Here is a 25,430-nt window from a genome sequence, read left to right as displayed (position 1 = left end):
TGCGGCGCGGGCAAGCGAAGCCTCCTCACGGCGTCTTCGGTCCGCGCTCGGCGAGCTGCTCCAGCGCGGCGATCTGCGCATCGAGCTGGCCGTACTTGTTCAGCCGGCGCAGCGCGTCGATCTGCTGCACCACCAGCTCCAGCTTGCCCTGCGAGGCGTAGATGCGCGCGATATCCAGGCGATACGCCGCTTCGCCCGGCGACTTCTCGACCGCGCGCCGCAGGTATTCCTCGGTCAGCGGGATGTCGTTGAGCAGTTCGCGCGCGAACATCGCATAGGCAGCGAGCAGGCGTCCCGTCGGTGCGGGCTGCGACAGCGCGGCGAGGAAAGCCTGCTGCAGGTTGGCGGGATCGAACATGCAGGAGGTCTGCACGCGGCAGCGCGTAAGCGAGATCAGGCCGGAGATATCTTCCTCGCTGATCGGTTGCGCGCGCAGCTTGGCCAGCATGGATTGCCAAATCGCCGCGTCGTCGCCCTGCGCATCGTGGTCGGCCACCATCAGCATGGCCTGTTCGGACAGGGTGGACGAACCCGGGATTGCGGCGGAGCGGCGCAGGTAATGCCAGGCTTTGTCCAGCGCGGGCGAGGCCTGGTAATTGGAGACGACGATCAGCAGGCGGGCGGCTTCGTAGTTGGCGCGTGGCGACTGGTCGCGGCGGTCGGCCTCGATCATGGCCAGGTGCAGCGGATCGGACCACTCCTGCGCGCGCAGCAGGGTGAGGCCGGCGAACCACACGATGAGCAGGGCGGCGATGGCGCCGCGCACGATCGGCAGCGCGATCTCGCGCGCGGTGCCGATCAGCAGCGAGAACACCGCCAGCAGCGTGCCGATCGCGGCGAAATAGTTGCGGTGTTCGTAGACCAGTTCCAGCGGAATGATGGTGGCGGTCAGCACGTGCGCGGCGTAGTACCATGCGATGCCCAGCGACAGCAGCGGACGTTCGCGCCGCTGCCATACCGCCAGCGCCATCAGCGCGAACATCACCACGAAGCCGGCCAGCGTGGCCGGCGGCTGCAGCAGGCCGGTGGAGGCCTTGATCTCGTCGTGATACAGGCTGAGCGAGCCCGGTGTCGGCAGCAGGGTCCAGCGCAGGTATTCCATCAGCACCATCGGCTCGGTCAGCAGGCGCGAGCCGAGGGTGAAGGTGCGGTTGGCCCAGGCCTGCGCCGGCAGCACGTGCGGCATCAGCCACACCAGCCCCAGCACCGCCGGCACGAACAGCATCAGCGTGTACAGCAGCCACAGGCTGCGCTGCGGCTTGCCGTCGGCACGGCGCAGGCCGAACAGGATCAGGTCGGCGAGGAAGGCATACAGCGGCAGCAGGACCGAGGATTCCTTCGCCGTCACGCCCAGCACGGTGCCCACGGCGAGATAGGCCGCGGCGCGGACGCAGGCGCTGGTTTCCTGCTTGATGCTGTCCGCTTCGAGCATGCGGCGGCGCTCGCGCAGATAGCCCCACAGGCCGGCCAGCACGAACAGCTGGCACAGGCTTTCCATGCGTTGCACCACGTAGAGCACGGCCTGCAGATTGATCGGCAGCAGCAGCCAGGCGAGGGTGACGGCGAAGGCGAGCCAGCGCGCGCGCGGCTCGTCGACGTCGCCGCGGCTCTTGCGGTTGATCGCGTACAGCCGCAGCAGCTCCACCAGCATGCCGTACAGCAGCGCGCCGTTGAGCAGATGGATGATCAGGTTGGTGACCTTCATCGGCCCCGGCGCGGAGCCGGTGAACAGCCAGTTAGCGGCGAAGGTCAGCGAGGCCAGCGGACGGTGCAGCGCGCTGGCGGGCGAGGACAGCGCGGCATTGATCCAGGCCGTATAGCTGGACTGGGTAACGTGGATGGCGGTGTTGTCGATGATGTTGGGGAAGTCATCGAACACGTAGCCGCCGGTCATGCCGGGGATATAGATCGCCGCGGTCGCCAGCAGGGCGAGGGCGAGCAGCAGCAGGTATTTGTAGCGCGTATCCGTGGGCATGGCTCAATCGCGTGAAGACGGTGATGGCGGGCGGGCCTGCGTGGCGGCGTCGGCGGCGAGGGTGGCCCGCAGGTGCGCCATTTCGTGCTCCCAGTAATGCTGGTGCGCCAGCACCCAGGCATGCAGTTTAGGCATGCCGCGGGAAGGCTGGGATGGTGCCGGAAGCGTCTGCCAATAATCCAGGTGCGCCAGGCCTTGCCGGGCGTAGCCGTGGGCGCCGAGCGTGGCGGCCTGTTCGAGCGCGGTGGCGGGGCCGGGTTCTTCCGCCAGGGCATGGTTGAAGGCTTGCAGGGCGGCGTCGGGGTCCTGGCGGGCCAGCTCGAGCATGCCCTGGAGGTGCTGCATGTCCTGGCGGCGGCCAGGGATGACGGACCAGTTGGGGTTGCGGCGGCCGGCGTCGATAAAGCTTTGCGCGGCGTCGAGATCCAGGCCTTCGCAGCTGTGGCTGGCGGCCATGTCAATGGCGGTATTGAGCCAGTCGAAGCCGAGCGTGCCGCCATTTTTTGCGGTGGACAGCGCGCGGCGCAGACCGTCCAGCGCGGCGGGGCTGGCGGGGCCGAAGCGGCATTGCGCGCCGATCAGGTTTACCGGTATCTGCAGATCGTCGGGGTGCGTGGCCATGGCCATGGTCAGGCGCGCCGCGGCCAGGTGGGGCTTGTCATGCTCCATCTGGTACTGCGCAGCTGCCGCCTGGGCGCGGGCCGACGCCGGATTGAAGGCGGCCCAGATCTGTGCCTGGAGATAGCCGTCGCCCCAGATGCCGGCGCGCTGGTAGGTGAGTGTTGCCAGCGCAAGCAATATCGCCATGCCGGCGCAACGGCGCAGCCATGGCAGCGGACCCGGCATGCCGAGCGCCACGCCCAGCGGCCAGAACAGCAGCAGCGCGGGCAGGTAGTTGCGGTGCTCGTAGTACAGCTCCAGCGGCAGCCAGGTGCTTTCGAGCAGATGGCCGGCGAAATAGAACAGGATGGCGAGCGAGAGCGCCGGCCAGCGCCTGCGTGTGGCGATCGCGAAGACGATCAGCGCCGCGATGAGCAGTATGCAGGGCAGGGTGGTCCACGGCTGCAGCCAGCCGGTGGATGGAGCGAAGGCATCGGTGAACAGGCCCAGGGTGGAGTCTTTGAGCAGCACCAGCATGCCGAGGTAGTCGCCGAGTGCGCGGGCTTCGGAGAGCAGCCGCTGGCCCATGGTCCAGCTGCGCAGCAGCGGCGTGCCGTGGATATAGCCGGGAATGCCCGCGATCATCCATGCCAGCAGAGCGGCTGAAGGCAGGGCGAGCAGCACGGCGACGCCGAGCTTGAGGCGGCGGCGCGCAGGTTCCGAAGGCATCGGCTGTGCAGGCGCCAGCACCAGCCACTCCACCAGCAGCACCAGCAGCGGAAGCAGAGCGCCGTTGCCTTTGGCCAGCGTGGCAAGCAGGGTGCCGCCGCCGATCGCGAGCAGCATGCCGAGCGTGCCGCGCTTGATATGCCCTTGTTGCAGGGCGCTGCGTGCCTGCATCCAGCCGAGCAGGCCGAGCAGCGTAAACGTCGCCGGCAGCATTGCTTCGCGCTGCACCACATAGAGCGTGGTCGACACCAGCAGCGGATGCAGCAGCCATGCGCCGGCGCCGATCAACGCGGCCACGCGTGCAGGCGTCACCGCCAGCTTGAATTCGCGCCCGAGCCGCGCCAGCGCCAGGTACAGCAGCAGGCCGTTCAGCAGATGGATCAGTACATTGGTGCGCTTGAACGGATACGGCGGTGCCGGCCATTCGCGCGTATCGATCAGGAACGAGGCCAGCGTCAGCGGCCGGCCGGTCGGGTCAGCCGTGCCGGAGGTGAGATAGCGCGCGAGGGTGTCGGCGCGGTGGATCGGTCCGGTGGCACCGATATCCGGCAGGTTGCCGAAATCGTCGAACAGGAAATCGCCGCTCAATCCCGGGCGATAGGCCAGCCACGCCGCGGCGAGCAAGGCGACGAGGGCGAGCAGCGTGGAAAGGCGTTGCAGCCTGGCGGGAGAGTGTCGGCTGGAAATGGGAGCGCTCACGGCAGGCGTAGGGATTCGTTCGTCGCGGACGGCACCCAGCGGTGGCGTCGCAGCTTACAGACAAGCGAAGGGCCGCGCGAGGCGGCCCTTCGACAACACATGCAACAGCGCGCAGCGATTAGTTGCGGCAGCTGGACGGCAGGTACTTCGGGTCGACGGTGGTCGACTTGCACTTCCAGGTGGTGCTGCCGGCGGTGGTCGACGACGACAGGATCAGGATCTTGCCGGTGATCTTGGTGTTCGACTTGTTGCCGTAGGTGATCTGGATCTGGCCCTTGGTGCCGGTGGCATCGACCTGCTTCACGTAGTTGCCCGAGATCGCAGTGGGGGCCGGCAGACCAGCGGACGTCTGGTTGGTCGGGAAGTCGCCGTAGTTGCTGTAGTACTCGGCCAACGAGGTCTTGGAAGCGTCGGCCAGGCTCAGGCCTTCAGAAACCTGCGAACGGATGGTGTAGTCCTGGTAGGCCGGGATGGCGATGGCGGCCAGGATGGCGATGATCGCAACCACGATCATCAGTTCGATCAGGGTAAAGCCCTTCTGCACGTTCTTCATGGTGGTTCCTCTGTTTTGGTTAGCTAACCGTAGTGATGCCCCCTGAGCCCCAGTCCCGAATCCCCCTAGGCGGGATTGGTCCCCATAACTTGCGGTCAGGAACGACCAGGAAGCTCGCGGTAGATGGATGCAGCTTGCATGCCATTTTTACCGCGGCGGTATTGCCGCATACAGCCAGGGTCAGGGATTGTGCAAGGCATCACGAATAGTCACAAGCGAAGGTTCTTGGGCTATCCGAATGCCTGAAAACGTGATCTCGATAACCTGCGGATTACCAGCCGAAATGGGGCGGAAAGTGACAATTTTTGTCGTTGTCCCGGCCGCCCCAGTCACAGTGTGATCAGCGGCACAATGACGGCAGGTAGCGCTTGTCGAGCGTGCTCTGGCTGCAAGTCCAGGTGATGCTTCCCGCATGCGTGATCGGCGAAAGCACCAGCTGTTGGCTACGGATGGCGGCATTGGCGCTCGCGCCGTTGTAGGCAACATGGATGGCGCCACCGGTAGCGTCGACGCTCGATACGTATTTGCCGGTGATCTGCGCAGGCAGCGCCAAGCCGGCGGACGCATTACTCGGCGGGAACTGACCAGTATTGGAGACGTAATCCCAAATGGCCGACTTCGCACCGGCCGAAAGATTTATGCCTTCAGCCACCTGGGCACGGATGGCGTAATCCTGGTACGCCGGAATAGCGATCGCCGCCAGGATGGCGATGATCGCGACCACGATCATCAGTTCGATCAGGGTAAAGCCCTTGGCTGTCGTGCGAGACATGGTAAATCCCCCTATGGATGCACTCCGGGGATAGCACGTCCCGTACCAATCTTGATGTGGTCAGTCAATGTCAGCTGGAGCTGTGATTGGCGTCACGCTGGGCCAGTTTGGACGGCTACGCGTCTAGCTATGGCAAAACCCACCAGTTGCCAAGCGCCATAGGCAGCAAGAAGCAGTTCGATGCCCCGGAACGGAATCGAATAGCGGGGTTCCGCCTGCAAGACGGAATAGACCGCAGTGACGAACATGGCAGTGGCCGCCATGACGATCGCCATCGGCTCCGCCTGCCGCCTCCGCAGCCATGCCGCGATCCAGCCGATCAGCATGAACAGCATGAGCACCGGATTGAGCGCATGGCATAGCGCGACGATCACACGCAGCGGCAGCTTGTCGTAGAACGGCGAGTAGGGCGTGGGATAGACATAGATATCGCCCGCCCCGACGCGTATGTTCCAGTCCCATAGCAGCAGGGGCTTGCCCAGATACCAGCCGATATAGCGGCCCGGCGCGGCGGACATGCGCTGCGCTATCGCGCCCAGGCCCTGTGCGGGGTGTTCCTGCACCAGTCGGTATTCAGCGCTCATCTTCTCCAGGTTCTGCCTCGCCTCCGCATCGCCATACATGGCATTGCGATAGAAGCTGTCGTGGTATTCCGGCCAGGAACCTTGCACGAGGTTCATCGCCGCGCGGCCGCCGGAAGAGGCGCCACCCACATGAGCATTGCGCAGCATCCAGCAGAGCGGCAGCAGCAAGGCTGCGAGCGCGAGCGTAGCCAGTAGGCGCTTCGGCACGCGCTTCATCAGCCACAGCAGCAGGGCCAGCAGCGGCGCCAGCGGAATCGCCACGGCATTGGTGAGCGCAGCCATGCCGAATACCAGGCCGGCTGCAGCCATCAGCCACGTACTGGAACGGCGCAGCGCCACGCTCAGCACATACAGCGCCAGCGCCATCAGAAAGCCGAACAGCGTTTCGCTAAGCACATAGCCGGCGATGGTGATGCTATGCGGCCAGATCGCCATGAGCACACCGGCGCCGCCGATCCAGCGCGGCGGCAGCCAGCCGCGCGCAGCGTCCATCAGCAGCACCACGGTCAGCGCACCCAGCACCGCCTGGCCGATCAGCAGGGATAGATACCAGTCGGGAAACTCTTCCAGCGCGCCGATCCATGCAGCCAGGAACACCGGATAGCCAGGATCGCGAAAGCTGTCGCTGACGATCTGCGCGACATTGGGCTTGGCCAGCGAAAACACGCCGTGATGCAGCAGGTTCCATGCATAGCTGTAGTACTCGATCGCATCGCCGCGTATCGGCGAATAGACGATAGCGTGCGTCACGTAATACCAGCGCAACACAAAGGCAAGCAGCCCGATGCCGGCCAGCAGAAGAATCCATGCGCGCGAGGATGCCCGGGTCATGCCCATCGCTGCCTTCATGCCTGTGCCGCCCCTGTCCACACCCTGAGAACCCACGATCCTCAGCGCTCAGCCCCCAAAACGCAAATCACCTGACCCCCAGCATCCACCGCTTGACCACCGGCGTCACAACCAGCGCAACCACGGCAGCCCCCAACCCCAGCCACACCATCTGCTGGAACAGCGACCCATACTTTGCCGCCGCCACCGCCATGTCGATCTGCCCGTCCGCCGGCACGTCCAGTGCGGCGAGCTTGCCCAGGATCGAGGCCAGCTGTTCGGAGAACGAGGTGCCCAGCCACCACGCGCCCATCATCAGGCCGGCTACCTGCGGCACGGACAGCTCAGTGACGGCCGAGAGGCCGATCGGGGCAAGGGCTACTTCGCCCATCTCGATCAGCAGATAGGCCAGCGCGATCCACCACACGCTGCCGAGCGCGCCGGAAGCCGGGTCCGGGTTGCCCATCAGCAAGGGGATAAAGGCAAGGCCGGCGAAGGCCAGGCCGATCGCGCTCTTGGCGGGCTTCGACGGATTGAGTCCATGGCGTTCCAGGAACGGCCACAGCCAGGCGGCAATCGGCGCCAGCAGCACGATAAAGAGCGGGCCCAGATAGGTGAGCGAGCTGGCCGTCTGCGGCAGCACGATGCAGTCGCGCACGATAAAGACCACGCCCATCAGGGTGAGTCCGCCGAGCAGCAGGCCGGGCAGGCGGCCGCCGCGCAGGCGCAGCGCGAGCGCCACCAGGAAGGGGCTGAGCACCAGGGGCAGGGTGGACCACGGCACCGGGTGGCCTTCGCGGATCACCAGGGCGGGGAACAGGTCCTTGGTCAGCATGCGGTCGTTGAACAGCACCCAGGAGCCGTAGGTCTGCTCGTACAGGGTGAAGAACAGCAGGCACACCGCCACGAAGAATACGCAGGCCAGCATGTGCTGGCGCTGCACCCTGGTGCAGCGCGCGGTGACGTACCAGGCCAGCCAGCCCAGCCACGCTACCATCGTGGCCACCTGCAGCCACAGCACGGCGTTGCCCAATTGCATCAGCGCCCACAGCGCCGGCAAGGCGAGCGCCGCGCACAGATAGATCGTCCATTCCACCGTCAGCGGGCCGAACAGACGGCGCCGCAGCGCTGCCGGATCCGGCGGCTCCGCATGGCCCTGCAGGTATTTCTGGCCGGTGAGGAACACTGCCAGGCCCGCCAGCATGCCGATGCCCGCCGCGCCGAAGCCATAGCTCCAGCCATAGCGCTCGCCCAGATAGCCGCAGATCAGCGCCGAGAACAGCGCGCCCACATTGATGCCGGCATAGAACAGCGTGAAACCCGAATCCAGCCGCGGATCGCCGTCCGCATACAGCTTGCCCACCACGGTGGAAATATTCGGCTTGAGAAAACCCACGCCGCTGATGATCAGCGCGAGCGACAGATAGAACACGCTCAGCGCGAACAGGTCGCGATGCACCACGCCATCCGGCCCCACCGTGGCCGCATGTCCTTCCACCGCCATGCCCAGATGCCCCAGGCACAGCAGCACGCCGCCGAGCAGCACCGCCTTGCGCATGCCCAGGTAGCGGTCGGCCAGGATGCCGCCCAGCACCGGCGTGGCGTAGACCAGGCCGCCGTAGGCGCCGAGCACCGACAGGCTTTCCGCGTCGGTAAAGCCGTGGTGCTTGATCAGGTACAGCGCCAGCAGCGCCTTCATTCCGTAGAACGAAAAACGCTCCCACATCTCGGTGAAGAAGCAGACGTACAGGCCCTTGGGATGGCCGAACAGCTCGTCGCGATCGAGCGTGGCCGCAAGGGCGGGATGGGTGGATGCCATGGGCGTGCCGGACTGCAAAAACGCCGAGTATAGCGAGCGCGGGCCGCCCGGTGCCCGCTGCAAGTACCCGTCGTGCTGCGTTATTCCTTGCGTCGCGTGGCGGGGCCTCTGTACCGTCTGCGCTTCGTTCCACCGAGGGAATCCTGCCCATGAAGCCCCTGTTTGCCGCGCTGGCCTTGTCGCTGGCGGCGTCCTCCGCCGTGGCGGCCGAAGTCGAGAACCACTCGCCGCATCCGTTCAATATCCGCGACCTGGTGATGATGGACCGTGTCGGCGATCCGCAGCTGTCGCCGGACGGCCGCTACGCGCTGTACACCGTGCGCAGCACCGACTACGCCGCGAACAAGGGCGTCACCGCCATCTACCTGCTGGACCTGCAGCAGGGCGGCAAGCCGCGCAAGATGGTGGACAAGGGTTCCTCGCCGCGCTGGGCGCCGGATGGCGCGTCGTTCTATTACCTGGCGGCGAAGGACGGCGTGTCGCAGCTGTGGCGCTGGGGTTCCAGCGAATCGAAGGCGGGGCTGCTCGGCAAGACCGCGCCGGCGCCGACGCAGGTGACGCACACGCCGGTCGACGTCAATGCCTTCGTGCTGTCGCCCGACGGCAAGCAGGCGCTGATGAGCTTCGACGTCTTCACCGACTGCAACGACCTGGCCTGCACCAAGGAGCGGCTCGACGGCCGCGAAGCCGACAAGTCCACCGGCACGGTGTACGACAAGCTGTTCGTGCGCCACTGGGATACCTGGGCCGACGGCCGCTGCGCGCAGCTGTACATCGCGGACCTGGGCAGCGACGAGGCGCCGCGCCTGCTCAGCCGCGGCATCGACGGCGACGTGCCCAGCAAGCCGTTCGGCGGCGACGACGAATTCAGCTTCTCGCCCGACGGCCGCACCGTGTATTTCGATGCGCGCATCGCCGGCAAGACCGAGCCGTGGTCGACCAACTTCGACGTCTACAGCGTGCCGGCCGACGGCTCCGCCGCGCCGAAGAACCTCACCGCCGCGAACCTGGCCTGGGATGCGTTCCCGGTGGCGTCGCCCGACGGCAAGACGCTGTACTACCTGGCCATGAAAGAACCCGGTTTCGAAGCGGACCGCTTCGCCATCACCGCGCTGGACCTGGACAGCGGCCAGAAGCGCGAAGTCGCGCCCGACTGGGACCGCTCCGCCGGCGCGCTGAAGATTTCCGCCGACGGCAAGACGCTGTACGCCGGCGCCGACGACCACGGCCAGCATCCGCTGTTCGCCATCGACGCGGCTACCGGCAAGGTGCGCACCCTGGTCACCGACGGCGCCGTCGGCGGCTATTCGCTGGGCAAGTCCAGGTTGCTGCTGCAGCGCGACGACTTGAAGCATCCGGCCGACCTTTACACCGCCGACCTGCAGGGCAAGGGCCTGAAGCAGGTGACCCGCTACAACGAGCAGCGCCTGAAGAATGCGCAGATGGGCGATGCCGAGTTCTTCACCTTCAAGGGCTGGAACAACGAGCCGGTGCAGGGCTATGTGGTGAAGCCGGCCAATTACAAATCCGGCCGCAAGTATCCGGTGGCCTTCATCATCCATGGTGGCCCGCAGGGCGCCATGGAAAACGCATGGAGCTATCGCTGGAATCCGCAGACCTATGCGGGCCAGGGTTTCGCCGTGGTCACCATCAACTTCCACGGTTCTACCGGCTACGGCCAGGCGTTCACCGATTCGATCTCGGGCGATTGGGGCGGCAAGCCGCTGGACGACCTGAAGGCGGGCTGGAAGAGCGCACTGTCGAAGTACAGCTTCCTCGATGGCAACCGTGCCTGCGCGCTGGGTGCGAGCTACGGCGGCTTCATGGTGTATTGGATCGCCGGCGTGTGGAACGAGCCGTGGAAGTGCCTGGTCGACCACGATGGCGTGTTCGATACGCGCTCGATGTATTACGCCACCGAAGAACTCTGGTTCGAGGAGAAGGAAAACGGCGGCACGGCCTACGACCATCCGGAGAACTACGAGAAGTTCAATCCGCTGAACCACGTGAAGGATTGGCGCGTGCCGATGCTGGTGGTGCACGGCGGCAAGGACTTCCGCATTCCGGATACGCAGGGCCTGGGCGCGTTCACCGCGATGCAGCGCCGCGGCATTCCCAGCCAGTTCCTGCACTTCCCCGACGAGAACCACTGGGTGCTGAAGCCGCAGAACAGCGTGCAGTGGCACGAGACGGTCAACGCCTGGCTGAAGCAATGGACGGCGCCATCTAAGTAATGCGGCGTAGGTTGGGGTGAGCCAGAGGCGAACCCCAACATGCGCTTCGTAGATGCCTGCGTTGGGGTTCGCCTGCGGCTCACCCCAACCTACGGCGGTCGTGATCGGCAGTTACAGCCAGCGCGACCGCTTCAGCCACGCATAGATGCCGGCCACCACGCCGATCACCAGGCAGATCATCGCCGGATATGCCCAGGTCTGCTCCAGCTCCGGCATATGGTGGAAGTTCATGCCGTACCAGCTGGTGATCAGGGTGGGCGCGGCCAGCATCGCGGCCCAGCCGGCCAGCTTCTTCATCACTTCGTTCTGGTTGAAGGTGACCAGCGAGAGGTTGATGTTGATCGCCGCGGCGAGCATTTCGCGCATGGCGCTGATCGACTCGTTGACGCGGAACACGTGGTCGTACACGTCGCGGAAATACGCGCGCAGCTCGTCCTGGATCAGGTGCGGATGCATGCGCACCAGCTGGCTGATGATGTCCTGCAGCGGCGCCACCGCCAGGCGCAGGGTCATCAGGTCGCGCTGCATGTCGTACAGGCGGCGCACGGTGCGGCGCTTGAAGGTGTCGCCGAAGATGTCTTTTTCCAGCTCCTGCAGCTCTTCCTTGAACTCGCGCACGATCGGCAGCAGGTTGTCGACGATGAAGTCGAGCACGCCGTACAGGCCATAGCTGGGGCCCAGCGCCAGCAGGTCCGGCGTGTGCTCGCAGGCGCGGCGCGCTGGTGCGTAGGAGAGCGAGGCGCCGTGGCGCACCGTCACCAGGTAGCGCGCGCCGAGGAAGATATGCGTTTCGCCGAAGGCGATGTGCCCGTTCACCAGCTGCGCGGTCTGCACCACGATGAAGAGCGACTCGCCGTAGGCCTCGATCTTGGTGCGCTGGTGCGCCGCCTGGGCGTCCTCGATCGCAAGATCGTGCAGGTCGAATTCTTCCTGCAGCTTCAGCAGCAGCGACTCGTCGGGCTCGTGCAGGCCGACCCAGACGAAGGTGTCCGGCTGCTTCAGCACGTCGCTGATCGCATCCAGGGTAACGTCACCGATGCGCTTGCCGTCGCGGGTGTTGTAGGCGACGCAGTTCACCACCATGGCGGGTTTGGCGTCGTCGGGCGCAGGGGCGGGGCGGGGACTCAGAGTCATGGCGCGCATGATGCCCAGGGCCTCACGCACGGTTCAATAGCAAGTTCCTGCGGTTCAGCGCAGGCGGCGCAGCCCGCGCCGCAGGCTCCACGACAGCGCCAGCCAGCATGGGATCGCGAACAGCAGCCAGGGCTGGTTCTGCTGCACGGTGCCGGGCCACGCGTGCAGGCCCAGTGCCACGGCGAGCGCGATCAGTTGCAGCAGGATGACGCGGTCCGCCAGGCGCGACGCCGCCAGCCCGCGGCGCGCGCGCCACAGCGAAGGCAGCAGCACGAAGGCCAGCGGATTGAACAGCAGCAGGTTGGCGTTGGCCCAGGCGGAGCGGTGCGTGGTGAGCGTCCACAGCACCAGCAGCAACAGGCCGACGATGCCGGCCGCGACCAGGTAGAGCGTGCCGAGCAGCGCGAGGCCGGTCGGCCACCGGCGCGCGGCGAGGATCAGCAGCACGGCGAAGGCAAGGCCCGCGATGGCGAGCGGCATGCGCAGGTCGGGTGCGTGTTCCGGTGGCACGTCGAGCCGGTTCGGCGACACCAGCGTGCTGTCGCCCGCGAGCTTGCGCGTGCCGCCAGCGCCGTCGTCCACCTTCACTGCAGCGAGTTCGCGCTCCAGCACCATCGGCAGGAAGCTTTCCTGCCATGCGGTGAGCGGTTGATCGGCATAGGGGCCAAGACCCAGATCGAGGATCAGCATCAGCCACGGCTGCGCGCTCATCAGGCGCGCGGTCTGCTGGCGGTAGGTCATCAGGCCGGCGCGCGACTGCAGCTGCTTGCGGATCACGCCGCCGAGCGCACGGTCCAGCGCGTCGCGCACGCGGGTGGTGCAGTTGTCGGCGTAGTAGTCGTAGTCGTAGCGCGCGTTTTCGGGGCGCAGGTTCCACAGCAGGAAGTCGCGCAAGGCGGCGGCCTGGTCCGGCGTCAGCGCCAGCGGCTGGCGCGTCACCGAGCGGCCGGATTCGATGTAGTAGCGCTGGTCCTGCGCCGTGTACGCGGCATCCATCAGGTAATGCATGCGGCCGCGCGCGAAGTTGAGCAGGAAGCCGCTTTCGTCGAAGTCGAACACGCCGTAGTTGAAGTCGACCGATTCGCCGCTGACGGTGTCGCGCAGCTGGATGGCGTCGTGGCCGAAGCGCTCCCAATAGGTTTCGCCGGGGCCGTAGGTGATCAGCGAGACTTCGAGGTTCGCGCCCGGCGCATTGGCCACGCTCGCCCGAGCCTGGGCGAACGCAGCCCCCAGCAGTGCAAACAACAGGAGGGTGCGAGCGATCAGGCTCATCGGCGGGCGTTTCCTAAAGGGTGAAGAACGGCTCAGCCTTCGGCGAGGCGGGTGACGCGGAACTGCTGCACGCGGCGGTCGTCCGCCTCGGTGACGAGGAACAGATAGCCGCCGATGGCGACTTCCTCGCCCACTTCCGGCAGGTGGCCGAACTCGGAGGTGGCCATGCCGCCGACCGTGTCGAACTCCTCGTCGGAGAACGCGGCGCCGGCCTGCTCGTTGAAGTCGGCGATCGGCGTCAGCGCGCTGACCAGCCAGCCGCCGCCGGCCTGCTCGTGCATCAGCTGGGGTTCTTCCTCGTCGTCGTGCTCGTCGTCGATCTCGCCGACGATCTGCTCCAGCACGTCCTCGATGGTGATCAGGCCGGCGACGCCGCCGTACTCGTCCACCACCAGGGCCATGTGGTTGCGCGTGTGGCGGAACTCCGCCAGCAGCACGTTCAGGCGCATCGCCTCGGGGATCAGCACCGCCGGACGCAGCACCGTGGCCAGGCTGAAATCGCGGCCGTCGCCGACGAACTTCAGCAGATCTTTGGCCAGCAGGATGCCGAGGATCTCGTCCTTGTCCTCGCCGTGCACGGGGAAGCGGGAGTGGCCGGATTCGACCACGATGGCGAGAATCTCGCTCAACGGGGCTTCGGCGGAGACCATCACGATCTGCGCGCGCGGCACCATCACGTCGTCGACGCTCAGCTCGGTGACCTTGATCGCGCCCTCGACCATGGTGAGGGTGTCGTTGGACATCAGGCCGTTGGCCTGGGCCGAGCGCAGCTCTTCAATCAGCTCTTCGCGATTGCGCGGCTCGCCGGAAAACAGATGGCCCAGTCGATCCCACCATTTGCGGTGGGCCGGGCCGCTGGTACTGCCAGGGTCCTCGTTCATTACGCTTGCGGGTGTGCCCATTGCCAGGGCGGAATGGCGAGTCTAGCCCAAAACTTGTGACGATTCAGGGCGCAAGCCACGCCCGCGCGAGCTTCAGGCGTACGGGTCGGCGATGCCCAGGCCGGCCAGGATGCGGGTTTCCAGGGCTTCCATGGCCTCGGCTTCAGCATCTTCGAGGTGGTCGTAGCCGAGCAGGTGCAGCACCCCGTGCACCGTCATGTGGGCCCAGTGGTCGCGCGGCGCCTTGCCCTGTTCGGCGGCCTCGCGGGCCACCACGGGGGCGCAGATGGCGAGGTCGCCGATCAGCGGCAGGGCCACGCCGGGCGGCAGTTCGGCGGGGAAGGACAGCACGTTGGTGGCGTAGTCCTTGCCGCGGTAGTCGCGGTTCAGGGCGCGTCCTTCCTTGGCGTCCACGATGCGGATGGACAGCTCGGTCGCCTTGCGCCGCTTCGCTCCGCGCAGCGCCGCTTCCACCCAGCGGCGGAAGCTGGCGGAGGCGGGCACGCCGGCACGCGGCGCGGCGTAGCCCACCGACAGCGCCAGATTCGACGCGGCGGCAGCGCTCACCGGGTCTCCTCGGGCTTCTGCTCGAAGGCCTCGTAGGCGCGCACGATCTTCGCCACCAGCGGGTGGCGCACCACGTCGCGCGAGGTGAAGAAGGTGAAGCTGATGCCGTCCACGCCACGCAGCACCTCGATCGCATGGCGCAGGCCCGAGCGCACGTTGCGCGGCAGGTCGACCTGGCTGACGTCGCCGGTGATCACCGCCACCGAGCCGAAGCCGATGCGGGTGAGGAACATCTTCATCTGCTCGACCGTGGTGTTCTGCGCCTCGTCCAGGATCACGTACGAATCGTTGAGCGTGCGGCCGCGCATATAGGCCAGCGGCGCGATCTCGATCACGTTGCGCTCGATCAGCTTGGCCACCTTCTCGAAGCCGAGCATTTCGTACAGCGCGTCGTACAGCGGGCGCAGATACGGGTCCACCTTCTGCGAGAGATCGCCCGGCAGGAAGCCCAGCTTTTCACCGGCTTCCACCGCGGGGCGCACCAGCAGCAGGCGCTGCACGCGGTTCGCTTCCAGCGCTTCCACCGCGCTGGCCACGGCCAGGTAGGTCTTGCCGGTGCCGGCCGGGCCTACGCCGAAGCTGATGTCGTGGGTGGTGATGGCGTGCAGGTAGCGCGCCTGGTTCGGGCCGCGGCCCTTGATCACGCCGCGCTTGACCTTGATCACCACTTCCTGCGCGCCTTCGGCCGCTTCGGCGGTGAGCGCGTCGATGCCGGATTCGGCCAGGTGCAGGTTGATGCGCGCGCCGGTGAGGGCTTCGTGCTCGGTGGCGGCGTACAGCGCGCGCAGCACTTTTTCCGCCGCGCGCGCGGCGGCGTCCTCGCCGATCACCTGGAACAGCGTGCCGCGGTGGTCGATTTCCACGCCCAGGCGCAGCTCGATCTGGCGCAGGTGTTCGTCGAAGGGACCGCAGAGGTTGGCGAGGCGGGCGTTGTCTTCGGGGTCTAGCGCGAAGTCGCGCTGATTGAGCTCAGTCATAGGCGCGCGAGATTAGCGCGGGGGCGGCATCAGGGCTACCCGGACGAAGCGGCCGGCATGGCCGCGCTTGCCAATAATTAATTGTTTAATTAATTTACGCGGCATGGCCCGAACCAAAGCCCCCGCCAAGCCCCGCCGCTCTGCCGGCCGTCCCGCCAGGGAAGACCGCGACCTGCGCGCGCACCTGCTCGATGTCGCCCTGGCGCGGTTCGCCCGCGACGGCATCGGCGCCACGCCGCTGCGCGCGATCGCCACCGAGGCCGGCGTGACGCCGGCCATGCTGCATTACTACTTCGGCGACAAGGAGCAGTTGAAGCAGGCGGTGATCGACGAGCGCCTGCTGCCCGCGCTGGCGCCGATGCGCGACCGCCTGGCGCAGGCGGACAGCGAGCCGGCGGCGCTGGCCGGCCTGTTCGTGCGCGGCATCGGCGAGGTGGTGGCGAGCCATCCCTGGCTGCCGCCGCTGTGGGTGCGCGAGGTGCTGTGCGAGGGCGGCGAGCTGCGCGAGGTGCTGTTCCATCACCTGCTGCCGAACCTGCCGCGGCTGCTGGCGCAGCGCTTCGCCGCGGCGAAGCAGGCCGGCACGCTCAATCCCGCGCTGGACCCGCGCCTGCTGGTGGTGTCGCTGGTGGGACTCACGCTGTTTCCCGCTGCCGGTGCGCCGATCTGGCGGCGCGTGTTCGAGGCCGACGATCTCGACCAGCAGGCCCTGGTCAACCACACCCTGGCCCTGCTGGAAGGCGGCCTGGGCGCACCGCCGTCCGGAGCTTCACGATGAGCCGATACCTGTTCGCCCTCATGCTGGCCTGCACGCTCGCCGCCTGCGGCAAGGCGCCGCCGCAGGCGCTGGGCACGCTGGAATACGACCGCATCGGCATGCCCGCACCCGCCGCGGAACGCGTGGTGGCGCTCAAGGTGCGCGAAGGCGAACAGGTAGCGGCGGGACAGCCGCTGCTCGAACTCGACCCCACCCACACCCAGGCCGACCTCGCCGCGGCCGAAGCGCAGGCGCGGCAGCAGCAGGCGAACCTGCTGGAACTGCGCGTAGGCCCGCGCCAGGAAGACATCGCCAAGGCGCGCGCCGACCTGGCCGCCGCCGAGGCGCAAGCCCGCGATGCACGTGCCTACTACCAGCGCCTGCTGCCGCTGCAGAAGGACAACTACGCGGCCGCCGCCGATATCGATCGCGCACGCGCCGCCGCTGGCAATGCCGATGGCCAGGTGGCCGCCGCAAGAGCCTCGCTCGACACGCTGCTGCACGGCACGCGTCCCGAGCAGGTTGCGCAGGGTGAAGCCGCGCTTGCCGCGGCGCAGGCGCAGGCCGCGGCGCAGAAGGTGCTGCTGGGCAAGCTGGCATTGGTGGCGCCGCGTGCGGGCCGCATCGACAGCCTGCCGTACAAGCTCGGCGACCAGGCGCCCGTGGGCGCGCCGCTGGTGGTGCTGCTTGCCGGCGATGCACCGTATGCACGCATCTATCTGCAGGAACCGCAGCGCGCACGCATGCGCGTGGGCGACACGGTGCGCGTGCACGTGGACGGCCGCGACAAGGTCTACCAGGGCAAGGTCCGCCTGATCCGCAGCGAGCCGGAGTTCACGCCGTACTACGCGCTGATCGGCGAGGACGCGGCACGCCTCAGCTATCTGGCCGAAGTGACGCTGGGGCCGGATGCGGCGGACCTGCCGGTCGGCATGCCGGTACGTGTCGATTATCCCGAGGCGAAGCCGTGAGCACCGGGAACGGCAACGGCGAGTTCGCCATCCGTGCGCGCGGCCTCACCAAGCGCTTCGGCGATTTCACCGCGGTCGATCACGTCGATCTGGAAGTGCCGGCGCGGCATGTCTACGGTTTCCTCGGCCCGAACGGCTCCGGCAAGTCCACCACCATCCGCATGCTGTGCGGCCTGCTTACGCCCAGCGACGGCGAGATCGACGTGCTCGGCTTGAGCGTGCCGCGCGAAGCGGAAGCGCTGCGCAAGCGCATCGGCTACATGACGCAGAAGTTCTCGCTGTTCGACGACCTGGGCGTGCGCGAGAACCTGGAATTCATGGCGGCGGTGCAGGGCGTGCCGAAGGCGCGCACCGCCAGGCGCATCGACGAGCTGATCGAGCAATACCACTTCGGCGATCGCCAGAAGCAACTGGCCGGCACCATGAGCGGCGGCCAGAAACAGCGCCTGGCTCTCGCCTGCGCGGTGATCCACGATCCGGAGCTGCTGTTCCTCGACGAGCCGACCAGCGCGGTGGATCCGGAATCGCGCCGCGATTTCTGGGAAAAGCTTTTTGAGCTGACCGACGCCGGCACCACCATGCTGGTCTCCACCCACCTGATGGACGAAGCCGAGCGCTGCCACCGCCTGGCCGTGCTCGACCGCGGCGTGCTGGTGGCCGACGGCACGCCGGCGGAGCTGACGGACCGGCTGCAAGGCCGCACCTTCGTCGTCGCCAGCGCGCAGCCGCGGCGTGCGCAGCAGCCGCTGGCGGAGGCGAAGGACGTGCTCGGCGTGGCCCAGGTGGGCAACGAGCTGCGCGTGATCGTGCGCGAAGGCCTGGCCGATGGCGACGAAGCGCTGGCGCGCCTGCAACAGGTGCTGGCCGAACGCGATCCGCAGGCGCGCATCGAAGCGGTCAAGCCGAATCTCGAAGACGTGTTCGTGGCGGTGACGCGCCAGCAGCGTCCGGGCCAGGAGCGCGCTGCATGAACTGGCGGCGGCTATGGGCGATCGTGCTGAAGGAGCTGCGGCAGATGAGCCGCGACCGCATCACGCTGGCCATGATCGTCGGCATTCCGGTGATCCAGCTGGTGCTGTTCGGCTATGCGATCAATACCAACCTGCGCGGCCTCGATGCCGGCATCGTCGACCAGGCCAACAGCGCCGGCTCGCGCGCGCTGGTGATGGACATGCTGGCCACCGGCGTGATCTCGCCGGTGGCGCATGCCGATACGCCCGAAGCATTGGTGGCCATGCTGCGCCGTGGCGAAATCAGCATCGGCCTGGTGCTGCCGCCGGATTTCGAGCGCCGCCGCTACGACGGCCGGCAGGTGGCGCAGATCATGGTCGACGGCAGCGACAACGTGGTGCAGAGCGCCGCGACTCAGCTGGCGCAGGTGCCGGTCGACAGCTCCGTGCCCGATACGCGCGCGCCGCTGGTCAGCACGCCGGCGGCGGGGCCGATCAGCATCGTCAGTTTCTATAACCCGCAGCGGCGCTCGGCGGTGAACATCGTGCCGGGGCTGATCGGCGTGATCCTGACCATGACCATGGTGTTGTTCACCGGCATCGCGATCGTGCGCGAACGCGAGCGCGGCAATATGGAATTGCTGATCGCCACGCCGCTGACCAGCGCCGAGCTGATGGTGGGCAAGGTGCTGCCGTATATCGGCATCGGCCTGCTGCAGGTCACGGTGATCCTGGCGCTGGGGCGCTGGCTGTTCACCGTGCCGATCCACGGCAGCCTGCTGGACGTCTATCTCGCGGCGGGTTTGCTGATCCTGGCCAATCTCACCATGGGCCTGCTGATCTCCACCCGCGCGCAATCGCAGTTCCAGGCGATGCAGATGACCTTCTTCGTGTTCCTGCCGTCGATCCTGCTGTCGGGCTTCATGTTCCCGTTCGCAGGTATGCCGCAGGTGGCGCAGTGGCTGGCGGAGATCCTGCCGCTGACGCATTTCCTGCGGCTGATCCGCGGCATCATGCTGCGCGGGGCGGGGCTGTGGGAGTTGTGGCGCGAGGTGGCGGCGCTGGCGGCGTTCACCGCCGTGATGATGACGGCGGCGATCCTGCGGTTCCGCAAGCGGCTGGATTGAAGGGTAGGTTGGGGTGAGCCGCAGGCGAACCCCAACCTGCGTCATGCGGTGTGCACGCGGCCGCGCAGCGAATTGGCCATGGCCTCGGTGATCACCACGTCGATGAACTGGCCGATCATGCGCGCGTGGCCCGGGAAGTTCACGAAGCGCATGTTCTCGGTGCGGCCGGTGAATTCGTTCGGGTCCTTCTTGCTGGGCTTTTCCACCAGCACGCGCTGCACGCTGCCGACCATGGCCTGGTTGATCTGCCGCGCATTGGCATTGATCGCCGCCTGCAGGCGCTCCAGGCGCTGGTGCTTGACCGCCATCGGCGTGTCGTCGGCCAGGTTGGCGGCCGGCGTGCCGGGGCGCGAGGAGAAGATGAAGGAGAAGCTCTGGTCGAAGCCGATGTCTTCGATCAGCTTCATGGTCTTGTCGAAATCCTCGTCGGTCTCGCCGGGGAAGCCGACGATGAAGTCCGAGGAGATGCAGATGTCCGGGCGCACCGCGCGCAGCTTGCGGATCTTCTGCTTGAACTCCAGCGCCGTGTAGCCGCGCTTCATGGCGGCCAGGATGCGGTCTGAGCCGGCCTGCACCGGCAGGTGCAGGAAGTTGGCCAGCTGCGGCACGTTGGCGTAGGCCTCGACCAGCGAGTCGGAGAACTCCAGCGGATGCGAGGTGGTGAAGCGGATGCGGCCGATGCCTTCGATCTGCGCGATGGCGTGGATCAGCACGGCGAGGTCCGCGGTGCCGCCGTCGTGGGTGGCGCCGCGGTAGGCATTGACGTTCTGGCCCAGCAGGTTCACCTCGCGCACGCCCTGCGCGGCGAGCTGGGCCACTTCGACTACCACGTCGTCGAACGGGCGGCTGATCTCCTCGCCGCGGGTGTAGGGCACCACGCAGTAAGAGCAGTACTTGGAGCAGCCTTCCATGATCGAGACGAAGGCGGTAGGGCCTTCGGCGCGCGGTTCCGGCAGGCGGTCGAACTTCTCGATCTCGGGGAAGCTGATGTCCACCTGCGGCTTGCCGGTGGCGCGCTTGGCCTCGATCAGCTCGGGCAGGCGGTGCAGGGTCTGCGGGCCGAACACCAGGTCCACGAACGGGGCGCGCTTGATGATGGCCTCGCCTTCCTGCGAGGCGACGCAGCCGCCCACGCCGATCAGCACGGGCTTGCCGCCCTGCTTGTGCGCCTTCCAGCGGCCCAGCTGGCTGAAGACCTTTTCCTGCGCCTTTTCGCGGATCGAGCAGGTGTTGACCAGGATGACGTCGGCTTCGGATTCGTCCTGGGTCAGCTCCAGGCCATGCGATGCCTTGAGCACGTCGGCCATCTTGGCCGAGTCGTACTCGTTCATCTGGCAGCCGTGGGTCTTGATGAAAAGCTTGCCGCTCATGGCGCTGGTACCGGTGTAAGGAGGGGCGCTGGGCGCCGAACCGCACAGTTTACGCGCCCGCCGCCGGGCATGCCAGCGAAGGGCCAGTGCGATCAGGGACTTGCGTGAATCCCTGGGGCAGGCCGCGCGGGGAGTTTGGCGCGGCGCACGAAACGGCGAGCCGGCGCTTGGCTTGGGTTCTGCCCGGGGGCACACTGCGCGCCATGTCTGACGCCGAGCGACAAGGGGAAAGCTTCGGCTCGTCTTCGCGGGCTTTCCGTATGGCCCCGGCCTTGAGCCGGGCCGCGGCCGCGTGCGCGCTGCTGGGCGGGCTGCTGTGGCTGGCGCCGGTGCAGGCGGGTTCGCTGTACCGTTGCACCGGTTCGTCGGGCGAGACCGTCTACAGCAACAGCGTCCAGGGCTACCAGGGCTGCCAGAAGATCGCCACCGTGGCCGACGTCGCGCCGCGCGCGGCCAGGCCGAAGGCCGCCGCGCCCAAGCCGGTGACGCCCGCCCCTCCGGTGAGTTCGCTGGCCTGGGTGCAGGGCGCGGTGCAGACCTCGGCGAAGGTGGTGCCCGAGCCCTCCCTGGTCGGCGTGCACGGCGACGTGGCCACCTCGGGCCATGCGCTGCCGCCGGCGTCCGCGGCGGCCAAGGGCAAGCCGGGGCAGTGGACGTACAGCGAATCGAAGACTGCCGGCGACACGGTGGCGGCGGCCGCGCCGGCGGCCCCCGAAGGCGACCGCGTGCTGCGCGGCGCGGTGTACCGCGTGACGCGCCCGGACGGCACTGTCGAATACACCAATATGAAGCCGGCCGGTCCGGGCACGCACGCCGTGACCATGCTGTTCACCTATATCTCCACCTGCGTGGCCTGCAATCTGCACTCGCCGATCCGGTGGAACAGCGTGGAGCTCAACCTCACCGCCTATGCGGACACCATCCGCCTGGCCAGCAGCGAGTTCGGCCTGGACGAGGCTTTCCTGCGCGCGATCATCCACGCCGAAAGCGCCTACAACCCGCGCGCGCTGTCGCTCAAGGGCGCGCAGGGCCTGATGCAGCTGATGCCGGCCACGGCCAGCGACATGGGCGTGCGCGATGCCTTCGACGCGGACCAGAACATCCGCGGCGGCGCGCGCTATCTCTCCCTGCTGCTGAAGAACTTCAACGGCGACGAACGCCTTGCCGCCGCCGCGTACAACGCCGGCCCCGGCGCGGTGCAGCGCTACAGCGGCGTGCCGCCGTACGCGGAAACGCAGGTCTACGTGGAACGCGTGGGCACCTTGCGCAAGCGCTACGGCGCGGTGGTGCGTCCGCCGGTGGCCACGGCGCAGGCCACGGGGCCGGGACGCGGCTGAGCGCTCAGCTGTCGAGCGAGGCGGTGGCCGTCAGCGGCGGCCGCTGCGCCGGCGTCACTTCGGTATGGAACGGCGTGCCGTTGCGCAATCCCGACACCTCCACCTTGCTGCCCGGCGGCAGCGCGGCTTCGCGCCGGCGCAGGTCGGCCGGGTCGACGATGTCGTCCTTGCCGATGCGCAGCAGGATGTCGTGCGGCTGGATGCCGGCCTGCGCGGCCGGGCCGCCGGGATAGACGTCGCTCACCTGCGCGCCGCGCGCCGCGGCGGGCAGGCCGCTGTCGGCGGCCACCGGCACGAAGCTGTAGTCGGCGCCGAGCCAGCCGCGCACCACATGGCCGGTGTCGATGATCTGCTCCAGCACCTTGCGCGCGCTGCTGGCGGGGATGGCGAAGCTGATGCCCTCGGCATTGGCGGCCTTGCCGATCAGCAGCGTATTGATGCCGACCAGCTCGCCGTCGGTATTGACCAGCGCGCCGCCGGAGTTGCCCAGGTTGATCGCCGCGTCGGTCTGGATGAAGTCTTCCGGACTGGAGCTGCTCAGCTGGCGGCCGATCGCGCTGATGATGCCCATGGTCACGGTCTGGTTGAGGCCGAGCGGGTTGCCGATGGCCAGCACCACGTCGCCGGTGCGCGCGGGGTGCTCGTCGGCGAAGGGGATGACGGGCGGGTTCGACACGTCGATCTTCAGCACGGCAAGGTCGGTCTCGGCATCCGCGCCGACCAGCTGGGCCTTGGCCACGCGGCCGTCGTAGAGCAGCACCTGGATGTCGTCGGCCTTGGCGATCACATGGTTGTTGGTGAGCACGTAGCCCTGGCCGCTGACGATCACGCCCGAGCCCAGGCTCTGCTCGCGCCGCTTGTAGATGGCGGGGCGGCCGCCGAACAGGCGCTGCAGCACCGGGTCGGAGTACATCTGCACGCCCTGCTCGGTGACCATCTTGTTTGCGTAGATATTGACCACCGAGGGCGCGGCCCTGGCCACCGCGTCGGCGTAGGAGACCGGTCCGCGCGAACGCCCGCGAATGGTCGGGGCCGACGCGCCGGAACTCGGCGCCTGCGCGCTGTGCAGGCCCACGCCGGCACGCAGCCGGTCGCCCACGCCGGGCCACACCAGGCCGATGACGAAGGCGACCGCCAGCCCCAGGACGACGAATCGGGCGATGAAGGCTAGCGTGCCGACGGCTTGTTTCATGCGGGAGGAGGGCCTTGGCGAAACGCTGGACGGTGGACGGGAGGAGGGGACGGAAAGCGCGCCCGGATCGACGCCGACGCCAGTCCGGTTTTATTGTACGTGGCAGGGGCTGACGCTACACTAACGCGATTTTTGCGACCCCCAAAGTCGCACCTCAATGGCATAAGTACCGGAGAGCCTGATGGCGAACGAAGTCGTCGATCATGGCCGCCGACGGTTCCTCACTGCGACCACGGCTGTGGTCGGTGGTGTAGGAGTCATCGCGGCAGCCGTGCCCTTCATCAAGTCGTGGGAACCGAGCGCTCGCGCCAAATCCGCCGGTGCCCCCGTCACGGTCGACATCAGCAAGATCGAGGCGGGCCAGAAGGTCACTTATCCGTGGCGCGGCCTTCCGGTCTTCGTGGTCAATCGCACCAAGGAGCAGCTGGACGCCCTGCCCAAGCAGGACGGCCGCCTGGTGGACGCCAAGTCCGACGGCAGCTCCGCCGAGCAGCAGCCCAAGTACGCGCAGAACGGCACCCGCTCGATCAAGCCCGAGTGGCTGGTGATGGTGGCGCTGTGCACCCACCTCGGCTGCGTGCCCGACTTCGTCCCGGTGATGAAGCCCGAGCCGTTCGATCCGGAGTGGAAGGGCGGCTTCTACTGCCCCTGCCACAAGTCGCGCTACGACCTGGCCGGCCGCGTCTACGCCGGCGTGCCGGCGCCGAAGAACATGCTGATTCCCCCGTACCACTTCGTGGATGACACGCACATCCAGATCGGCGTGGACCCGAAGGAGGCCGGCTGATGGCTACTGTGTTCTCGCGCATCGGCGATTGGGTCAATGAGCGCGCGCCGAATCTGGCGCCGACCTATCGCAAGCACATGACCGAGTACTACGCGCCGAAGAATTTCAATCTTTGGTACTACTTCGGTTCGCTCGCCCTGCTGGTGCTGGTCAACCAGATCGTCACCGGCATCTTCCTCACCATGAACTACAAGACCAGCGCGGCGGAAGCCTTCGCCTCGGTCGAGTACATCATGCGCGACGTGGAATGGGGCTGGCTGATCCGCTACATGCACTCCACCGGCGCCTCGCTGTTCTTCGTGGTGGTGTTCCTGCACATGTTCCGCGGCCTGATGTACGGCTCGTACCAGAAGCCGCGCGAGCTGGTGTGGCTGCTGGGCATGCTGATCTTCCTGGTGCTGATGGCCGAGGCCTTCATGGGCTACGTGCTGCCGTGGGGCAACATGTCGTTCTGGGGCGCCAAGGTGATCATCTCGCTGTTCGGCACCATCCCCGTGGTCGGCAACTCCCTGGTGGAGTGGATCATGGGCGACTACCTGCCGGCCGACGCCACGCTCAACCGCTTCTTCGCGCTGCACGTGATCGCGCTGCCGCTGGTGCTGCTGCTGCTGGTGGTGCTGCACCTGGCCGCGCTGCACGAGGTGGGCTCCAACAATCCGGACGGCGTCGACGTCAAGCACGGCCCGAAGGGCAACCGCTGGGACGCCAACAAGCCGGCCGACGCCATTCCCTTCCATCCGTACTACACGGTGAAGGACCTGGTCGGCGTGGGCTTCTTCCTGATCATCGCGGCCTTCATCATCTTCTTCGCGCCGACCTTCGGCGGCTGGTTCCTCGAGCACGACAACTTCGTGCCGGCGAACAACCTGGTGACGCCGACCCACATCAAGCCGGTGTGGTACTTCACGCCCTTCTACGCGATCCTGCGCATGATCCCGTCGCTGTTCAGCACCGCCATCTGGGGCGTGCTGGGCATGTTCGGCGCGATCGTGCTGCTGTTCCTGCTGCCTTGGATCGATGCCGGCAAGGTGCGCTCGATCCGCTACCGCGGCACCGGCTTCAAGGTGGCGCTGGGCCTGTTCGTGCTGTCCTTCATCGCGCTGGGCGCGGTGGGCGCGGGCGTGGTGGCCGAGGTGATCCCGGCCTGGTTCGGCAATGTCGACGTGACGTTCTGGGAGAACTCGTTCGGCCGCCTGTGGACCATCGTCTACTTCGGCTTCTTCGTGTTCATGTGGGTCTACACGCGCGGCGGCCGCGAAAAGACCAAGCCGATCCCGGGGCGGGTGGTGTATGACCATGACTAAGCGGCAATCCC

Annotated in this window: 21 protein-coding genes; 8 read left to right on the top strand and 13 right to left on the bottom strand. The window is 67.1% G+C overall.

All coding sequences use genetic code 11. The annotated features are described in order from the left end of the window. Positions 1-25: 25 nt before the first annotated feature. The 6 genes from FHW84_RS00875 to FHW84_RS00850 form a co-directional block, all read right to left on the bottom strand. Positions 26-1,975 carry a hypothetical protein gene (locus tag FHW84_RS00875; protein WP_167252238.1) on the bottom strand — a complete coding sequence of 650 codons (1,950 nt, stop codon included), beginning with the start codon at positions 1,973-1,975 and terminating at the stop codon, positions 26-28. A gap of 3 nt (positions 1,976-1,978) precedes the next feature. Continuing rightward, positions 1,979-4,003 (bottom strand): tetratricopeptide repeat protein, encoded by a 2,025-nt coding sequence (locus FHW84_RS00870; protein WP_343203545.1) that lies wholly within the window; start codon positions 4,001-4,003, stop codon positions 1,979-1,981. Between the two features lie 118 nt (positions 4,004-4,121). Continuing rightward, a complete protein-coding gene (locus FHW84_RS00865; RefSeq protein WP_167252237.1) occupies positions 4,122-4,556 on the bottom strand; it encodes a pilin in 435 nt (144 codons plus the stop codon). A 340-nt stretch (positions 4,557-4,896) separates the two neighbouring features. After that, on the bottom strand, positions 4,897-5,328 hold the full coding sequence (locus FHW84_RS00860) for a pilin (protein ID WP_167252236.1): 432 nt from the start codon (positions 5,326-5,328) through the stop codon (positions 4,897-4,899). Positions 5,329-5,420: 92 nt separating this feature from the next. Beyond that, positions 5,421-6,749: a hypothetical protein gene (locus FHW84_RS00855; protein ID WP_208399562.1), complete on the bottom strand. Its 1,329-nt coding sequence runs from the start codon at positions 6,747-6,749 to the stop codon at positions 5,421-5,423. Positions 6,750-6,828: 79 nt separating this feature from the next. Next, positions 6,829-8,559, bottom strand: coding sequence for an oligopeptide:H+ symporter (locus tag FHW84_RS00850; protein WP_167252234.1), 1,731 nt, complete (start codon positions 8,557-8,559; stop codon positions 6,829-6,831). A 149-nt stretch (positions 8,560-8,708) separates the two neighbouring features. Between FHW84_RS00850 and FHW84_RS00845 the strand changes: the two genes are divergently transcribed. After that, positions 8,709-10,793 carry a S9 family peptidase gene (locus FHW84_RS00845; protein ID WP_167252233.1) on the top strand — a complete coding sequence of 695 codons (2,085 nt, stop codon included), beginning with the start codon at positions 8,709-8,711 and terminating at the stop codon, positions 10,791-10,793. A gap of 111 nt (positions 10,794-10,904) precedes the next feature. Here FHW84_RS00845 and corA read toward each other — a convergent pair whose 3' ends face one another. The 5 genes from corA to FHW84_RS00820 all read right to left on the bottom strand — a co-directional run bounded on the left by corA (position 10,905) and on the right by FHW84_RS00820 (position 15,624). Next, positions 10,905-11,936: a magnesium/cobalt transporter CorA gene (corA, locus tag FHW84_RS00840; protein ID WP_167252232.1), complete on the bottom strand. Its 1,032-nt coding sequence runs from the start codon at positions 11,934-11,936 to the stop codon at positions 10,905-10,907. A 45-nt stretch (positions 11,937-11,981) separates the two neighbouring features. Then, positions 11,982-13,199, bottom strand: a complete 1,218-nt coding sequence (locus FHW84_RS00835) for a DUF4105 domain-containing protein (RefSeq protein WP_167252231.1) — start codon at positions 13,197-13,199, stop codon at positions 11,982-11,984. Between the two features lie 32 nt (positions 13,200-13,231). Next, positions 13,232-14,080, bottom strand: coding sequence for a transporter associated domain-containing protein (locus FHW84_RS00830; RefSeq protein WP_167252230.1), 849 nt, complete (start codon positions 14,078-14,080; stop codon positions 13,232-13,234). A gap of 93 nt (positions 14,081-14,173) precedes the next feature. Further along, positions 14,174-14,647, bottom strand: a complete 474-nt coding sequence (gene ybeY / locus FHW84_RS00825) for an rRNA maturation RNase YbeY (protein ID WP_167252229.1) — start codon at positions 14,645-14,647, stop codon at positions 14,174-14,176. Further along, a complete protein-coding gene (locus FHW84_RS00820; RefSeq protein WP_167252228.1) occupies positions 14,644-15,624 on the bottom strand; it encodes a PhoH family protein in 981 nt (326 codons plus the stop codon). Before FHW84_RS00820 ends, ybeY begins: the two co-directional genes overlap by 4 nt. A gap of 103 nt (positions 15,625-15,727) precedes the next feature. Between FHW84_RS00820 and FHW84_RS00815 the strand changes: the two genes are divergently transcribed. From FHW84_RS00815 to FHW84_RS00800, 4 genes are read left to right on the top strand one after another with little or no spacing between them, the layout of a single operon-like run. After that, positions 15,728-16,402, top strand: a complete 675-nt coding sequence (locus tag FHW84_RS00815; protein ID WP_167252227.1) for a TetR/AcrR family transcriptional regulator — start codon at positions 15,728-15,730, stop codon at positions 16,400-16,402. Next, positions 16,399-17,352 (top strand): HlyD family efflux transporter periplasmic adaptor subunit, encoded by a 954-nt coding sequence (locus tag FHW84_RS00810; protein ID WP_167252226.1) that lies wholly within the window; start codon positions 16,399-16,401, stop codon positions 17,350-17,352. The genes FHW84_RS00815 and FHW84_RS00810 overlap by 4 nt, the downstream gene beginning before the upstream one ends. Before the next feature lie 29 nt (positions 17,353-17,381). Next, positions 17,382-18,323, top strand: coding sequence for an ABC transporter ATP-binding protein (locus tag FHW84_RS00805; protein ID WP_167252723.1), 942 nt, complete (start codon positions 17,382-17,384; stop codon positions 18,321-18,323). Beyond that, a complete protein-coding gene (locus FHW84_RS00800; RefSeq protein WP_167252225.1) occupies positions 18,320-19,429 on the top strand; it encodes an ABC transporter permease in 1,110 nt (369 codons plus the stop codon). Before FHW84_RS00805 ends, FHW84_RS00800 begins: the two co-directional genes overlap by 4 nt. Positions 19,430-19,470: 41 nt before the next feature. On the opposite strand, the gene miaB is transcribed toward FHW84_RS00800, so the two are convergent. Then, positions 19,471-20,799, bottom strand: coding sequence for a tRNA (N6-isopentenyl adenosine(37)-C2)-methylthiotransferase MiaB (miaB, locus tag FHW84_RS00795; RefSeq protein WP_167252224.1), 1,329 nt, complete (start codon positions 20,797-20,799; stop codon positions 19,471-19,473). A 272-nt stretch (positions 20,800-21,071) separates the two neighbouring features. On the opposite strand from miaB, the gene FHW84_RS00790 reads away from it, so the two are divergent. Beyond that, complete coding sequence (locus tag FHW84_RS00790; RefSeq protein WP_243867800.1) at positions 21,072-22,136, top strand: lytic transglycosylase domain-containing protein; 1,065 nt, start codon at positions 21,072-21,074, stop codon at positions 22,134-22,136. 4 nt (positions 22,137-22,140) lie between these two features. Here FHW84_RS00790 and FHW84_RS00785 read toward each other — a convergent pair whose 3' ends face one another. Beyond that, positions 22,141-23,328, bottom strand: a complete 1,188-nt coding sequence (locus FHW84_RS00785; RefSeq protein ID WP_167252222.1) for a trypsin-like peptidase domain-containing protein — start codon at positions 23,326-23,328, stop codon at positions 22,141-22,143. 181 nt (positions 23,329-23,509) lie between these two features. Here FHW84_RS00785 and petA point away from each other — a divergent pair, with 181 nt between their 5' ends. Then, positions 23,510-24,115: a ubiquinol-cytochrome c reductase iron-sulfur subunit gene (gene petA / locus FHW84_RS00780; RefSeq protein ID WP_167252221.1), complete on the top strand. Its 606-nt coding sequence runs from the start codon at positions 23,510-23,512 to the stop codon at positions 24,113-24,115. After that, positions 24,115-25,419, top strand: a complete 1,305-nt coding sequence (locus tag FHW84_RS00775) for a cytochrome bc complex cytochrome b subunit (RefSeq protein ID WP_167252220.1) — start codon at positions 24,115-24,117, stop codon at positions 25,417-25,419. Before petA ends, FHW84_RS00775 begins: the two co-directional genes overlap by 1 nt. Positions 25,420-25,430: the final 11 nt, after the last annotated feature.

Origin of the sequence: Dyella sp. SG562 (genome assembly GCF_011759495.1) — a bacterium.
Taxonomy (GTDB): Bacteria; Pseudomonadota; Gammaproteobacteria; order Xanthomonadales; family Rhodanobacteraceae; genus Dyella_D; species Dyella_D marensis.
Note: the sequence above shows the minus strand (reverse complement) of the source record. Positions and strands in the feature narration are given on the sequence as shown.